At 64.3% G+C, this 14,222-nt stretch carries 11 protein-coding genes; 5 read left to right on the top strand and 6 right to left on the bottom strand.

Translation table 11 applies throughout. From position 1 onward, the window contains the following. The first annotated feature begins 70 nt into the window (after nt 1-70). Complete coding sequence (locus tag I5R65_RS21070; protein WP_196872319.1) at nt 71-997, top strand: hypothetical protein; 927 nt, start codon at nt 71-73, stop codon at nt 995-997. 41 nt (nt 998-1,038) lie between these two features. Then, on the top strand, nt 1,039-3,369 hold the full coding sequence (locus tag I5R65_RS21065) for a bifunctional diguanylate cyclase/phosphodiesterase (RefSeq protein WP_231395270.1): 2,331 nt from the start codon (nt 1,039-1,041) through the stop codon (nt 3,367-3,369). A 27-nt stretch (nt 3,370-3,396) separates the two neighbouring features. Here I5R65_RS21065 and I5R65_RS21060 read toward each other — a convergent pair whose 3' ends face one another. The 5 genes from I5R65_RS21060 to I5R65_RS21040 all read right to left on the bottom strand — a co-directional run bounded on the left by I5R65_RS21060 (nt 3,397) and on the right by I5R65_RS21040 (nt 10,075). After that, entirely contained in the window at nt 3,397-6,609 is a 3,213-nt protein-coding gene (locus tag I5R65_RS21060; protein ID WP_196872317.1) for a CusA/CzcA family heavy metal efflux RND transporter, read from the bottom strand. A gap of 55 nt (nt 6,610-6,664) precedes the next feature. Continuing rightward, a complete protein-coding gene (locus I5R65_RS21055; RefSeq protein WP_196872316.1) occupies nt 6,665-7,933 on the bottom strand; it encodes an efflux RND transporter periplasmic adaptor subunit in 1,269 nt (422 codons plus the stop codon). An 8-nt stretch (nt 7,934-7,941) separates the two neighbouring features. Continuing rightward, nucleotides 7,942-9,213: a TolC family protein gene (locus I5R65_RS21050; RefSeq protein ID WP_196872315.1), complete on the bottom strand. Its 1,272-nt coding sequence runs from the start codon at nt 9,211-9,213 to the stop codon at nt 7,942-7,944. A 66-nt stretch (nt 9,214-9,279) separates the two neighbouring features. Continuing rightward, nucleotides 9,280-9,657, bottom strand: coding sequence for a cobalt transporter (locus I5R65_RS21045; RefSeq protein ID WP_196872314.1), 378 nt, complete (start codon nt 9,655-9,657; stop codon nt 9,280-9,282). A 127-nt stretch (nt 9,658-9,784) separates the two neighbouring features. Next, nucleotides 9,785-10,075, bottom strand: coding sequence for a DUF4148 domain-containing protein (locus I5R65_RS21040; RefSeq protein ID WP_102664339.1), 291 nt, complete (start codon nt 10,073-10,075; stop codon nt 9,785-9,787). A gap of 223 nt (nt 10,076-10,298) precedes the next feature. Between I5R65_RS21040 and I5R65_RS21035 the strand changes: the two genes are divergently transcribed. Together I5R65_RS21035 and I5R65_RS21030 are read left to right on the top strand one after the other, a co-directional pair. Then, nucleotides 10,299-10,970: a heavy metal response regulator transcription factor gene (locus I5R65_RS21035; protein ID WP_196872313.1), complete on the top strand. Its 672-nt coding sequence runs from the start codon at nt 10,299-10,301 to the stop codon at nt 10,968-10,970. After that, nucleotides 10,967-12,385 carry a heavy metal sensor histidine kinase gene (locus I5R65_RS21030; protein ID WP_196872312.1) on the top strand — a complete coding sequence of 473 codons (1,419 nt, stop codon included), beginning with the start codon at nt 10,967-10,969 and terminating at the stop codon, nt 12,383-12,385. The genes I5R65_RS21035 and I5R65_RS21030 overlap by 4 nt, the downstream gene beginning before the upstream one ends. Nucleotides 12,386-12,414: 29 nt before the next feature. Here the strand turns inward: I5R65_RS21030 and I5R65_RS21025 are convergent, their stop codons facing one another. Next, the gene (locus I5R65_RS21025; protein ID WP_077236492.1) at nt 12,415-12,675 is read right to left on the bottom strand and encodes a helix-turn-helix domain-containing protein; all 261 of its coding nucleotides are present in this window, start codon (nt 12,673-12,675) and stop codon (nt 12,415-12,417) included. A gap of 261 nt (nt 12,676-12,936) precedes the next feature. Here I5R65_RS21025 and I5R65_RS21020 point away from each other — a divergent pair, with 261 nt between their 5' ends. Continuing rightward, nucleotides 12,937-14,214, top strand: a complete 1,278-nt coding sequence (locus I5R65_RS21020) for a DUF445 domain-containing protein (protein WP_196872311.1) — start codon at nt 12,937-12,939, stop codon at nt 14,212-14,214. Nucleotides 14,215-14,222 lie beyond the last annotated feature (8 nt).

Genomic DNA, 14,222 nt, shown 5'->3' with positions numbered 1-14,222 from the left:
CCCCACAAAATCTTGCGCATCCCCCAATGCTTGCATACCATCGACTCTCAATTCGATCACACCGCCCTGTATGAGTAACATCAAGACGAGCGCCCGACCAGTTGCCGCAGTCTTGCTCGTCCTGATGATGGGTCTGTCCTGCGCCAGGATCGCCCGCGCCCAATCCCCCGCCAGCCCTGACCCCGCCAACCCCGTCATCGAGATCAAGCTGGCCGATCTCAACGATGACAATCCCCTCATCGATTACCGCAAGGCCGTCCTTGAACTGGCGATGCGGGCGACCGGCAAGCGCTTCTCCATCAAGGGTTGCCAGGTGGCCGATGTGGCGACCTCCGACCAGCGCTACGTCCAGCTGATCCAGGCCGGCCAGTACTGCAACCTGATGACCACGTCCGCCGGCAGTTCCATGACCCGGGGGCTGGAAGGCATTCCCTTTCCGATCTACCTCGGCGGGGGTGGCTACCGGGTGCTGATGGCCAATACCGCCAGCCTGCAGCGCGCCAGGGATATCCGTAGCCTCGACGACCTGCGCAGGTTCCGCATCGGCTCCGGCATCGGTTGGACCGACACCAGCATCATGCAGGCCAATGGCCTGGACGTCGTGCAGGGCAACTATCTCAATCTCTTCGAGATGCTCAAGGCCAGGCGCTTCGACTTCTATAACCGCTCCGTCTTCGAAGCGGGCGGCGAGCTGGAGACCTACGACCGCGACCACCAGCTGGCCATCGTGCCGGACCTGGTGCTGTACTACCCGGTGGACCTGTTCTTCTACACCACGCCGGGGCGCGACGATATCCGCGACGCCCTGCTCGAAGGCCTGCGCAAGATTCATCGCAGCGGCGAGCTGGCCGAGTTGATCCGCCAGCATCGCTCCACGCGCCAGGCGCGCCAGTTGCTGAAGTCCACTCATCCACGCGTCATCGTCCTCAACAATGATCGCCTCACGCCCCTGGAGCGCAAGGCCATCGAGACCTATCGCCTGGACTGGTTCAAATAAGCGGGCTTCGCCCGCGTCACGTTCTCTGCAAGACCATGAAAATGAAACTCAATAGCCTCGGCGTCTATATCGCCATTGCCATGCTGGTGGCCCTGTGCCTGCCGGTGGTGCTGGCGCTGACCGTGCTCAACGGCGTGCGCGAAAAGCAGATCGGTATCGAGATGCAGGCACTGGTCAACGAAAAGGCGCAAACCATGCAGCACAGCCTGGTGCTGCCGGTGTGGAGCCTGGACAAGTCCGACATCAACGCCGTGCTGCAAGGGGCCATGCTTGATCCGCAGGTGGTGTCGGCCGAAATCGCCGATCCCGATGAAAAGATCATCGCCCGCGTGGAAGACGGGCAGCGGCGCCTGGGCAACATCATCTCGCGCAGCGTACCGCTGGTGATGCAGCAGAACCACCAAGACGTGAGCCTGGGCAGCCTGCGCCTGATCGTGTCGGACTACCAGCTGCAACGCAAGCTGGCCGCCGACAAGAGCTTCCACACCCTGGTGCTGCTGGCGCAGGCGGTGGCCTCGCTGATCATCATCGGGCTGCTGGTCTATCGCCGCATTCTCAAGCCCATCGGCATGCTGACCGAGGCCACCGAGCGCATCGAGCACGGCAGTTTCGATGAACGCATCGCCATCCCCCAGGAGGATGAAATCGGCCAGCTGGCGCGCCATATGGAGGCCATGCAGAGCAGCCTGAAGGCGCTCTTCGATGAACAGGCAGCCATTCTCGGCAACATCCCGGCAGGGGTGCTGTTCGTGCGCGACGGCAGTATCGTGTTCGTCAACGAGGCCGCCCAGGTCTTGCTTGGCGCTGCGGACAAGAAGCTCGTCGGCCAGCCCGCCGAAGAGGTGTTCGTCGAACCGGCCCAGCAGGCGGCCTACGTGGCACAGGCGGTGGCCCGTTCCAGCGGTGCGGTCGGCGAGATCGTGCTGTTGCGCCGTGGCGATGGAGGGAGCTTCCCGGCCGAATTGCATACCTCGCTGATCGACCCGGCGCGGCCGTCGGACCAGATCTGGGTGGTCATCGATGTCAGCGCACGGCTGGAAGCGGAAAACCGCATTGATCGCCTGGCCTTCTATGATCCGGTCACCCATCTCCCCAACAAGAAGCTGTTCATGGATCGCCTGCAACGCGGTCTGGGGCGTCGTCGCAACAACGGTACGGCAGGCGCGGTGTTCGTGATGGAAATCACTCGCGCCGACCTCTTCTATGGTGGCGCCAAGTCCGACGAGGTGGAGCAGTTGCTGGTCGAATGCGCGCGCCGCTTCTCCAGCTGCGTCACACCCGAGCAGACGGTGGCACGCCTGGATGGCGAGAAGTTCGCGCTGGGCAGCGAGATCCGGAGCCAGGACCTGGCCGAATGCCTCCGCTTCTGTGAAGCGCTGGCCCATCGCATCATCGCCACCTTCACCGATCCCCATGCCCTGGCTGTTGCGCGCTTTCCCTGCACGATCAACCTGGGCATCAATATCGTCCACGACGATCACCACGGCGCGGCCGAACTGCTGATGCAGGCCGAGCTGGCGATGGTGCAGTCGCGCCTGGCCGGCCGCAATACCTTCCGCTTCTTTGATCCCGCCATGCAGGCACTGGCCAACCAGCGCGGCCAGCTGGAAGCGGAACTGCGGCAGGCGGTCGCACAGCGCCAGTTCATCGTGTATTACCAACCGCAGGTGACCTATGAAGGGGACGTGGTAGGTGCCGAAGCGCTGCTGCGCTGGAAGCATCCAGAGCGGGGCCTCGTTGCGCCGGGCGGGTTCATCCCGGTGGCCGAAGACATGGGCTTGATGGAGCAGATCGGCCAGCAGGTGCTGCATGCCATCTGTGGCGATCTGCAGGCCTGGCAACGCCAGGGGCTGGCGCGTGAGCTGGTGGTGGCGGTGAATGTGTCGGCGCAGGAATTCAAGGTGGACAATTTCGTGGGCCGCTTCCGCGAGATCATCCGCCAATATCGGATTCACAGTCATTCCCTGAAGGTGGAGTTGACCGAGAGCATGATGGTGGACCAGGTCGAAGACGTGATCGCCAAGATGCAGCGGCTGAAGTCCAGCGAGATTTCGATCTCGCTGGATGATTTTGGTACTGGCTACTCTTCCTTGGCCTATCTGGGACGCTTCCCGATCGACCAGATCAAGATCGATCAGAGCTTCGTGCGCGAGATGGAGACCGATGCCGCCATGGCCAGCATCGTGCGCAGCATCATCATGCTGGGCCAGAGCCTGAACCTGTCCATCATCGCCGAAGGGGTGGAGACGCAGCAGCAGCGCGACCTGCTGCATGCACAAGGCTGTTCGCTGTACCAGGGCTACTGGTACGGCAAGCCCGTGCCGGGGGAGCAATTCGTCGAACTGCTGGCGACGCCGGATCGCTTCCGCTGATCCGGTCGGCAGGGCTGCCGCTGGACATCAGCGCCGCGCAGTCAGGTAGTCCGGCAACCAGGCCAACCAGCGCGGGCGACGCTTCTTTGCGTTCGGGCGCTCACCGTCGCCTTCCTCGTCCGCTCCATGCGCCATCCGATACAGCAGTGGCAACACCAGTAGCGTCAACGCCGTGGAGGACAGGATGCCGCCGATCACCACCGTGGCCAGCGGTCGCTGTACCTCGGCGCCGGTGCCGGTGGCCAGTGCCATCGGCACGAAGCCCAGTGACGCCACCAACGCCGTCATCAGCACCGGGCGCAGGCGTGTCATGGCACCCTCGTGGATCGCCGCATCCAGGGTGCGACCTTCCTCGCGCAGGCTGCGGATGAAGGAGATCATCACCAGCCCGTTGAGGACCGCCACGCCCGACAGCGCGATGAAGCCCACCGCCGCCGAGATCGACATCGGGATGCCGCGTGCGGCCAGCGCCAGGATGCCGCCGGTCAGCGCGAAGGGAATGCCGGTGAAGACCAGCAAGCCATCCTTGACGTTGTTGAACATCGCAAACAGCAGTACGAACACCATCAGCAGCGCCACCGGGATGACGATCTGCAGGCGTTGCGTGGCCGATTGCAGATTCTCGAACTGCCCGCCCCAGGTGGTCCAGTAACCGGTGGGGATGCGCACCTGCGCCTGCAGTGCCTGTTCCGCATCGGCCACGAAGGAACCCAGATCGCGGCCCCGTACGTTGGCGCTGACCACGATGCGGCGCTTGCCGTCTTCGCGGCTGACCTGGTTGGGGCCGGGGGCGATGTTGAGCGTCGCCACCTCCGCCAGCGGGACATAGCTGATGCGGCTGGCACCCTCCTGCAGCGGCAGCGCGATGGGCAGGCGACGCAGGGCGTCCAGGTCGGCGCGGGCGGCTTCGGGCAGGCGCACCACGATGGCGAAGCGGCGGTCGCCCTGGAATAGCGTGCCGGCCTGGGTGCCGCCGATGGCGGTGGCAATCGTGTCCTGCAGGTCGGAGACGTTCAGGCCATAGCGCGCCAGTTTCTGGCGGTCGATATCCACGCTCAGCATCGGCAGGCCGGTGGTCTGTTCCACCTTCACTTCGGTGGCGCCGCGGGTCTTCTGCAGTACGGCGGCGACCTTGGCGGCGGTGTCGTTGAGCACGCCCATGTCGTCACCGAAGACCTTGACCGCGACATCGCTGCGCACGCCCGAGATCAGCTCGTTGAAGCGCAGCTGGATAGGCTGCGAGAACTCGTAGCTGTTGCCGGGGATGCCGGCTACGGCCTGCTGGATCGCGTCGCGCAATTGCTCATGCGTCTTGCGGGGCTGCGGCCATTGCGACTCCGGCTTCAACATGATGTAGCCGTCGGAGATATTGGGCGGCATCGGGTCCGAGGCCACCTCGGCAGTGCCGGTGCGGGCGAAGACGCGTTCGATCTCGGGGAATTGCCGCATCAGCGCCTTCTCGATCTGCTGCTGCATCTCCAGCGATTGCGTCAGGCTGGTACCGGGGATGCGCAAGGCCTGGATCGCCATGTCACCCTCGTTGAGACTAGGCACGAACTCGGTCCCCAGGCGCGTGGCCAGCACCGCGCACACCACGATCAGCGCACCGGCAAAACTGAGCACCACCGGCTTGTTGTCCATGATGCGCACCAGCAGCGGCGCATAGAGGCGCTTGGCCCATTGCATCAGGATGTTCTCCTTCTCGGAGACGCGCTCGCCGATGAACAGGGCGATGGCCGCCGGGATGAAGGTCACCGACAGGATCATCGCGCCCAGCAGTGCCGCCACCACGGTGAAGGCCATCGGCGTGAACATCTTGCCTTCCACCCCGGTCAGCGCAAACATGGGCAGGTACACGATCATGATGATCAGTTGCCCGAACAGCAGCGGCCGGCGTGCCTCGCGGGCGGCGGCGAAGACCTCATGGAAGCGCTCGCTGCGCGTGAGCGGGCGGCCGTGATGTTGCTGGGCATGGGCCAGGCGGCGCACGCAGTTTTCCACGATCACCACCGCACCATCGATGATGATGCCGAAATCCAGCGCACCCAGGCTCAGCAGGTTGGCGCTGACCTTGTTGGAGACCATGCCGGTGAAGGTGAACAGCATGGCCAGCGGAATCACCATGGCCGTGATGATGGCGGCGCGGATGTTGCCGAGGAAGACGAACAGCACCGCAATCACCAGCAGCGCGCCTTCGATCAGGTTCTTCTTGACCGTGGCGATGGCCTTGTCCACCAGCACGGTACGGTCGTAGACGGTGATGGCCTCGACCCCGGCCGGCAGGTTGCGGTTGATCTCGCGCAGCTTCTTGTCCACCGCCTGCGAGACCGTGCGGCTGTTCTCGCCGATCAGCATGAAGACCGTGCCCAGGACCACTTCGCGCCCGTTCTCGGTGGCCGCACCCGTGCGCAACTCACGTCCCATACCGACCTCGGCCACATCACGGATGCGAATGGGCACGCCGCGCACATTGGCCAGGATGATATTGCCGATGTCGTCCAGCGAGGCCACCTGGCCCGGCGCCCGGATCAGGTACTGCTCGCCGCGCCGTTCGATGTAGCCGGCGCCGACATTGCTATTGTTCTTTTCCAGGGCCTTTATGATGCTGTCCATGGTCATGCCATAGGAGGCCAGGCGTTCGGCCGAGGGTGCCACGTGGTATTCGCGGGCGTAGCCGCCGATGGTGTTGATCTCGGTCACGCCCGGCACCAGCCGCAGTTGTGGCTTGATGACCCAGTCCTGGATCTCGCGCAGGTCGGCAGCGCCATAGGGCGTGCCGTCGGGTTTGCGGGCGTCCTCGCGGGCTTCCACGGTCCACAGGTAGATTTCACCGAGGCCGGTGGAGATCGGCCCCATGGCCGGATCGATGCCAGCGGGCAGCTGGCTCCTGGCCTGCTGGATGCGCTCGTTGACCAGTTGCCGCGCAAAGTAGATGTCGGTACCGTCCTTGAAGATGACCGTGACCTGCGACAGCCCGTAGCGCGACAGCGAGCGTACCTGTTCCAGTTGCGGCAGGCCCGACATGGCGGTCTCGATCGGGTAGCTGATGCGCTGCTCGGTTTCCAGCGGTGAATAGCCGGGGGCGGCGGTGTTGATCTGCACCTGCACGTTGGTAATGTCGGGCACGGCGTCGATGGGCAGCTTCTGGTAGTTGTAGACCCCATAGGCCGCCATGCCCAGCACCGCCAGCAGGACCAGCCATCGATGCTCGATGGCGAAGCGAATGATGCGTTCAAACATGATCGTCGTCTTTCAGAATGGTGGGAGTGGCGTGGCGCGATGTTCGCGATCCACCTCAGTGGCTATGCTCGGCCGCGCCCTTGCCCAGCTCGGCCTTGATGGCAAAGCTGCCGGCGGCGGCATACTGCTGCCCCGCTTCCAGGCCGGAGAGGATTTCCACCGACTTGCCGTCGCTGCGCCCGGTGCGCACTTCCTGCACCTTGAAGCCATCGTCCACCCGTACGAAGACCGCGCTCTTGTTGTCCACCGTCTGTAGCGCTTCCGCATCCACTGCCAGTGCTACCTCGCTGGCCTCGGTCATCACATCGACGGTGACGAACAGTCCTGGGCGCCAGCTCTCCTGCGGATTGGGCAGAACTACATGGGCCTTGGCGGTGCGGGTCTGTTCCCCGATCAGGGCGCCGACATAGGAGATGCGGCCGGTAGCGTTCGCCTCGAAGGCGGTGGCGCGCACCACGGCGGACGTACCGACGCGGACCTTCTGCAAGTCCCTGGGCGAGACGATGATCTCGGCCCATACGCTGGAGAGGTCGGCGATGATGAAGGCGTTGGCATCCTCGCGCACGGCCTCGCCCAGTCCCAGGTGCTTCTCGACCACGGTGCCGTCGAAGGGGGCGCGGATCTCGTGCCGGCTGAGGGCGCCGCTACCCGTTCCGGTGACACCGATGGCGCGCAGCTTCTGGCGTGCATTGCGCACGGCGACCTCGGCTTCCTGCAGGGACAGTTGCGCCTGCTGGTAGTCCTGTTCGGCCGAGATCTTCTGTTCCCACAACTGTTTCTCGCGTTGCCAGGTGCTGCGTGCCAGGCTCAGGCGCTGTTCGGCGTTGAGCAGTTCGGAACGTTGTTCGGAGACGGCGCTGCTGCTGATGACGGCCAGTACCTGGCCCTTGCGCACCTTCTGGCCCAGCGTGGCCGAGACCGATTCGACCACGCCGGCCACCTGCGGCACCACATGCGCGGTGCGGTCTTCGTTGAAGCGAATTTCGCCCGGCAGTTGCAGCCCGCTTTCGATGCGCGCTGCGCCGACCTGCTTCAGGGTGATACCGGCCGCAGTGATCTGTTCCTGGCTGAGGGCGACCTTGCCTTCGGACTCGCCATGTCCTTCCTTGTCCTCGTCATGGTCTTTATGTTCTTCATGGTCGCCATGCGCTTGCTGGCCGTCGGCTTTGCTTTTTTCCTGATGGTCGTCCTCCTTGTGGGCGCCCTCTTCCTGATGCGCAGAGGCGGCTTCGGCGCCGCCCTGGCCCTTCATCAGGGTCCATCCGCACAGCAGCGCGGCGATGGCGATGATCGCGGCGATGGCGAGTTTCTGTTTGCTGGTCATGGTGGTTCTCATTGCAGGTTGAGGGTGGTGTCGCTACTGAGGCGATCGAGTTCGGCGGCGGCCTGGAAGGCGGCCGACAGGGCTTTCCAGTACTGCGCCCTGGCCTGGAAGTAGGTGCGCTGCGCATCCAGCACATCGAGGAAGCCGAACTTGCCGAGCGTGAAGCCGGTGCGGGCGGCCAGATAGGCGCTCTGTGCGCCGGGGACGATGTCCTGGCGCAGCGCCTGTGCTTCGGCCCGTGCATTGCGCAGGCGCTCGTAGGATTGCGCGGCGTCGTTCTGCATCTGCAGTTCGACCAGGGCCAGTTCGTCACGTGCCTTGTCGGTGCGCTTGAGGGCTTCCAGCTCATTGCCGCGATTGCTGTCGAACACCGGGATGGGTAGCGAGAAGCCGACCACCCACATGTTGCGTGCCGCTTCTTCGTCGCGCTTGTTGCCCAGCGAGAGCGTCAGGTCGGGAACCCGCTTGCTGCTTTCGATGCGTGCCAGCGCGCCGCGCCGCTCCACCTCCAGCCGTGCCAGTTGCACCGCCGGTCCGTTGGCCACGCGTGCGGTGAGGTCGGCGATGGCCGGTAGCGGCGGCAGGGTGTCCAGCGCCGTATCGGCCAGCACGACGTCGGCCTGCCGGGCGTTCCACAGGCTGGCGAGCTGGCCGCGCGCGAGAGTGGCGTCACTGTCGGCCTGTTGGCGTTCCAGTTGCGCCGTGGAGAGCGCCAGCTGCGCCTTGGTCTGCTCCACCGGCGAGACCTTGCCGGCCTGCACGCGGCGCGCCGTCATGTCGGCGGCGGTCTGCGCCAGCTGCACCAGTTCGGCCGCCAGGCGCTGGCGTTCGCCGGCCAGCAGGGCGTCGTGATAGGCGGTGGTGACGCGGCTGCGCATCTGCTGGCGCAGGCTGGCGTACTCCAGCCTGGCCATGTCCAGCTGACGCTGCGCCGCATCGATGCGGGCGCTGCGCTTGCCGCCCAGTTCGATGGGCTGGTTGATCTGGTAGGTGGTGGTGCGGCTGGCCTTGCGGGTGTCTTCCATGAGCGCGGAAAACTCCGGATTGGGGCGCGCACCGGCTTGCATCAGGCTGCCTTCGACTGCTTCGATCTCCAGGCGGGCCGCTGACAAGGCCTTGTTGTGGGCGGCGGCCAGGTCCAGTGCGGCGGCCAGGGTCAGGATGGGCGCCGCGTCGGTGGATGGTGCCGAAAACGGGACAGCAACTGGCGGCGTGGCTTGGGCCACGGCCAGGGCCGGCGCAAGCAGGGCAAGCGCCAGCATGGGGATATGCCGGTACATCGAATTCTCCAGTGGTGAAAAGGGGAATCCGGCGAGTGCAGAATGAAGGGAAGCGTGCTCGCCGGGCTAGGCGGCGAGCGGCCAGTTGGGCTTGTCCGGCCCGTCGGCGATGTGGGAAGTGGGATGGGGGGCGATGGTGCTGAAAACGTCAAGCGCGGTGCCGATCTGTTCGGCCATCGGCGCGCCCTGCCATTGCATCGATTTCATGCAGGAAAGCTGGCAGACCGGGCAGGCCGCATCGGCATCGCCACCCTGCCCCGCGTTGCCGCGGGCGTCGGGTGAGGCTTCGTCGCCTGCTGGTGCAGCAACGTGTTCATGGTGGCCGGGATGGCCGGCAGGCGCGGCACCGTGGGTTTCCTTTTCCGGCTGGCAATAGCTGGCCACCGCTGCCCACGAGAGCTGCAACGGCAACAACAAGGCCAGGAAAAGAATCAATGCGCGCATGGAGGAGACGTGGGTTTGGCTACCGGCCCGGGACAGGCAGGTAGCCACGATGTGTCGCTGTCACCGTAGCCATAGCCACAGCGACAACCACAGTTGCCGTTACCGCTGCGGTAACGACCGGCGCCGATTATGCCCCGTTGTAGAGCGAGGAGTCAAAGGCCTGGTTCTGGGTGCTGCTGTCCTGCATGGAGGGCTTGGCGCCGGCGGTCTGCATCGGCTGGCCCAGTTCGGCAGCCTTCAGTTCGGCAACCACGTCGGCGCGGGTCTTGGTCCCCTGGTATTGCACCACCGGATAGTTGTTGCGGGCCGACAGGTTGGCCTGGTCGCGGGCCGCTTCGGTGGGGACGGTGGACTGGGCGAAGGCCGACAGGGAGAAAGCGCTGACCAGGGTGCCGATGACGAGATGCGAGATTTTCATGATGAAGCTCCTTTGAAAAGTGGTTCCACAAGGCCCTTGCCGATACACGCCCGGATGGGTGGCGACAGGGCCGACGCGATGACCAGTGGTGTCTCTGGCGTATCGTTGGAATGGATTCTAAGGAGCTGGTCCGCACAGAAAGATTGCCCAGTCATTACAGATTTGTAATGAATGCCCGACGCGGCTGGTTCACAATACCGGCTCATCCGTCAGGAATCCGATCATGCATATCTTGTTGGTGGAAGACGAGCCCAAATCCGGCGACTATCTGCAGCGCGGGCTGACCGAGTCCGGCTTCGTCGTGGACTGGGTGCAGACCGGCGTGGATGGCCTGCACCATGCGCGCACGCTGGACTACAAGCTGATCATCCTGGATGTGATGCTGCCCGGCATGAACGGCTGGGACATCCTGCGTGAACTGCGGCGCAGCCACGACACGCCGGTGCTGTTCCTGACCGCGCGCGACGAGGTGGAAGACCGCGTCAAGGGCCTGGAACTGGGTGCCGACGATTACCTGGTCAAGCCCTTCGCCTTCACCGAACTGCTGGCGCGGGTACGCACCCTGTTGCGCCGTGGCCCCAGCCGTGAGGCCGACATCATCGACTATGACGACGTCGTGGTCGATGTGGTCAGACGCAAGGTGACGCGGGCCGGCCAGCGCATCGACCTCACCGCCAAGGAATTCGCGCTGCTGCACATGCTGATCCGGCGACCCGGTGAAGTGCTGTCGCGGCCGCAGATCGCCTCGCAGGTGTGGGACATGAATTTCGACAGCGATACCAATGTGGTCGACGTCGCCGTGCGCCGTCTGCGTGCCAAGCTCGATGACGGTTTCGACAAGAAGCTGCTGCATACCGTCTGGGGCATGGGCTACGTGTTCGAGGCGCGCCAGTGAGCCAGCGCGCACCGGCCTCGATGAGCCTGCGGCTGGTGGTGCTGTTCGGGCTGCTGGCGCTGCTCATTTTCACCGCCGTGGGCAGCTATCTCTCGCATTCGCTGCATGTACAGCTGGAGCGGCGCGATGATGAGGAATTGGCCGGCAAGTGTCGCTCCATCAATCACCTGGTCGAACATGCGGCCTCGCTGGACGACATCCTGGCGCGCCGCCATCTGGTGCTCGATACCCTCTCCGGCCACGACCAGTTGCTGGTGCGCATCGCCCGCGCCGAGGGCAGCACGCTGATGGAAAGCCACGACCCGGCCGCCGGCAAGCCGGGGCTGGACCTGTCACGGATCGACATCCGCGCCTGGGACAGTATCCAGTCGCTGCACATTGGCGACCTGCGCGCCCGCTACATCGCCAGCAAGCCGGTCACGCGCTCGGGGGAGCAGGCCGTGGTGCTGGTGGTACGCACCGCCTCGGACCGCATGCAGCTGCTGGCCGACTATCGCTCCGATGTATGGTGGGCGGCCAGCATCGGGACGATCCTGGCCACCCTGCTCGGCTACTTCCTGGTGCGCAGCGGTTTGCGTCCGCTGCGCATGATGGCCTTGCAGACCCGCGCCATCTCCGCCAACCGTCTGGATACCCGGCTCGACCTGCAGGCCGCACCGCGCGAACTGCACGAGATCGTGCAATCCTTCAACGAGATGCTGGACCGCCTGCATCGCAGCTTCCAGCAACTGAGCCAGTTCTCGGCCGACCTGGCGCATGACCTGCGCACGCCGCTGAACAACCTGATGGTGCAGACCCAGGTGGCACTGGGCAAGCCCCGTGGCATTGATGAATACCAGGCCCTGCTCAGTTCCAATATCGAGGAGTACGAACGCCTGTCGCGGATGATGGAGAGCATGCTGTTCCTGGCCCGTGCCGAAAACGCGCATGTGATGCTGCAGATACAGGATCTTGATGTGGCGCAGGAACTCAACACCATCGCCGAGTATTTCGAGGGCATCGCCGAAGAAGCCCAGGTGGGCATCGCGGTCATCGGTAGCGGACGCATCCAGGCCGACGTGATGCTGCTGCGGCGTGCCGTCGGCAATCTGGTGGCCAATGCCATCCGCTTTACGCCGGCGCAGGGGACGATCACCCTGGAAGCCAGCGCCGTCGATGGCGCCACCGTCATTGCAGTGTCCAACCCCGGCCCGGGCATCCAGGCCGACCTGCTGGAGCGCATCTTCGATCGCTTCTATCGGGCCGATCCCTCGCGCAGCAGCGCCAGCGGCTCCAGCGGGCTGGGGCTGGCGATCGTGCGGTCGATCATGGTGTTACATGGTGGCCAGGCAGGCGTGAGCGACGTACCGGGCCGTCAGACGGTATTCACCCTGCGCTTTCCCATGGCGCAGGCAGGTTCGTCAGGTAAGGCTTGAAGGCCAGGGGCACCGGCCGCACCGAGGTGTCAGCGCGAATCCTCGCTGGGCAGCGCCAGCAGGGTATGCCGCATGAGATCGGGCAATTCCATCTCCAGGGCGATGGCGAGGGCTTCCATGTTGTCTACGGAGATATTGCGATCTCCGCGTTCAACCTCGCTCAGGTAGGTGCGACTGATGTCAGCGCGGAATGCCAGTTCTTCTTGTGACATCTCTTTAAGCCGGCGAACCCTGCGGACGTTTTGTCCGAAGATGATGCGGGCGCTTGGTGGAGTCTCTGTGTTTTTCATGTGCGCAAGGATCGGGCGGCTAGGGGTGACGGTCGATTAGCTACAATTACAAACGCACAAACTATCCGCGACAAACACTTATACCTGCGAATCTCTCGCGGAATAATCGAAAAATAACGAGATTGTTATCGTAGTTTGGTTGAGTGTTTCTTCGAAAAAGCACTAGTTTTTCTTCGAAATATTCAGAACTTTCTGTGTTGATTGTTGCTCTCCGTCTCATCCTGCGAGCAAAAGGATCCTCATCACACGCACTGCATTGATATGGACAAACAACAAGCCCTGCGTCGCGCCAAACGATTGGCTCTGACTTGCCTGCTGGCGGCGATGGCGCTGTTCGTCGGCGCATCGCTGGCACCGCCTTCGCTGTGGAGCGGCCTGCTGCGGGCCATGGCCGAGGCAGCGATGGTAGGCGCCCTGGCCGACTGGTTTGCGGTGAGCGCCTTGTTCCGCCACCTGCCCCTGCCCTGGCTGTCGCGGCACACCGCCATCATCCCGCGCAACAAGGATCGCATTGCCGATAACCTGGCGGTGTTCGTCGAAGAGAAATTCCTGAGCCCGCAATCGCTCGCCGCACTGGTGCGCCGGCACGATCCGGCGCAGCGCCTGTCGGCCTGGATGGCCGCGCCCGAGAATGCAGCGCGCCTGGGCGTCTACATGGCGCAGGCGGTCGGCGCCGTGCTGACGCTCACCGATGACCGCCGCATCCAGGCCTTCGTGCGTGATGCTCTGCATGCGGCATTGGGCAAGCTGGACCTGTCGCGCTCGCTGGCGACCATCCTCGATACGCTCACCCTGGACGGTCGTCACCAGCAGCTGCTGGATCGCGCCATCGTGGCGCTGGCGGAATTGCTCAATCGCGAAGACACCCGCATCTTCATCGCCGAGCGCATGGTGGAGTGGTTGCAGCGCGAATATCCCAAGATCGAAAAGCTGTTGCCGTCCAACTGGATCGGCGAGAAATCCGCTGCCACCCTGGCCGACATCCTGGACAAGCTGTTGAGCGGCATTGCCGACGACCCGCAACACTCGCTGCGTCAGGCCTTCGACCGGCAACTGGCCAGCTTCATCGAGCGCTTGAAGCAGGACCCTGCCCTGCGCGAGCGCGCCGAGCAGATCAAGCGCGAGGTGCTGCAAGGCGATGCCGTGAACGCCTATGTAGGCTGTCTCTGGGAAAGCCTGCGCACCTGGCTGCGACAAGACCTGGAACGCCCCGATTCGGCCCTGCATGCGCAGGCCGCTGCCGCCACCCGGTGGATAGGTCGCGCCCTGCAGGAGGACGCCGCTTTGCGCGCCTCCCTCAACGACCACCTGGAGCAGGCCATGGCCAGCCTCAGCCCGGAGGTGGCGCAACTGCTCACGCGCCACATCAGCGACACCATCAAGCAGTGGGACAGCGCCGAGCTGTCGCGCCAGATCGAACTGAACATCGGGCGCGACCTGCAGTACATCCGCATCAACGGCACGCTGGTGGGTGGACTGATCGGTGCGCTGCTGTACGGCCTGTCATGGCTGATGCAATGGGCCGTGCATGGCCCATGACCCCGTGG

The organism is Herbaspirillum sp. AP02 (assembly GCF_015767275.1).
GTDB lineage: Bacteria > Pseudomonadota > Gammaproteobacteria > Burkholderiales > Burkholderiaceae_D > Herbaspirillum.
Note: the sequence above shows the minus strand (reverse complement) of the source record. Positions and strands in the feature narration are given on the sequence as shown.

Coding starts and splice junctions, on each gene's coding strand:
- I5R65_RS21070 (WP_196872319.1), top strand. CDS start 71: ATGAGTAACATCAAGACGAGCGCCCGACCAGTTGCCGCAGTCTTGCTC.
- I5R65_RS21065 (WP_231395270.1), top strand. CDS start 1,039: ATGAAACTCAATAGCCTCGGCGTCTATATCGCCATTGCCATGCTGGTG.
- I5R65_RS21060 (WP_196872317.1), bottom strand. CDS start 6,609: ATGTTTGAACGCATCATTCGCTTCGCCATCGAGCATCGATGGCTGGTC.
- I5R65_RS21055 (WP_196872316.1), bottom strand. CDS start 7,933: ATGACCAGCAAACAGAAACTCGCCATCGCCGCGATCATCGCCATCGCC.
- I5R65_RS21050 (WP_196872315.1), bottom strand. CDS start 9,213: ATGTACCGGCATATCCCCATGCTGGCGCTTGCCCTGCTTGCGCCGGCC.
- I5R65_RS21045 (WP_196872314.1), bottom strand. CDS start 9,657: ATGCGCGCATTGATTCTTTTCCTGGCCTTGTTGTTGCCGTTGCAGCTC.
- I5R65_RS21040 (WP_102664339.1), bottom strand. CDS start 10,075: ATGAAAATCTCGCATCTCGTCATCGGCACCCTGGTCAGCGCTTTCTCC.
- I5R65_RS21035 (WP_196872313.1), top strand. CDS start 10,299: ATGCATATCTTGTTGGTGGAAGACGAGCCCAAATCCGGCGACTATCTG.
- I5R65_RS21025 (WP_077236492.1), bottom strand. CDS start 12,675: ATGAAAAACACAGAGACTCCACCAAGCGCCCGCATCATCTTCGGACAA.
- I5R65_RS21020 (WP_196872311.1), top strand. CDS start 12,937: ATGGACAAACAACAAGCCCTGCGTCGCGCCAAACGATTGGCTCTGACT.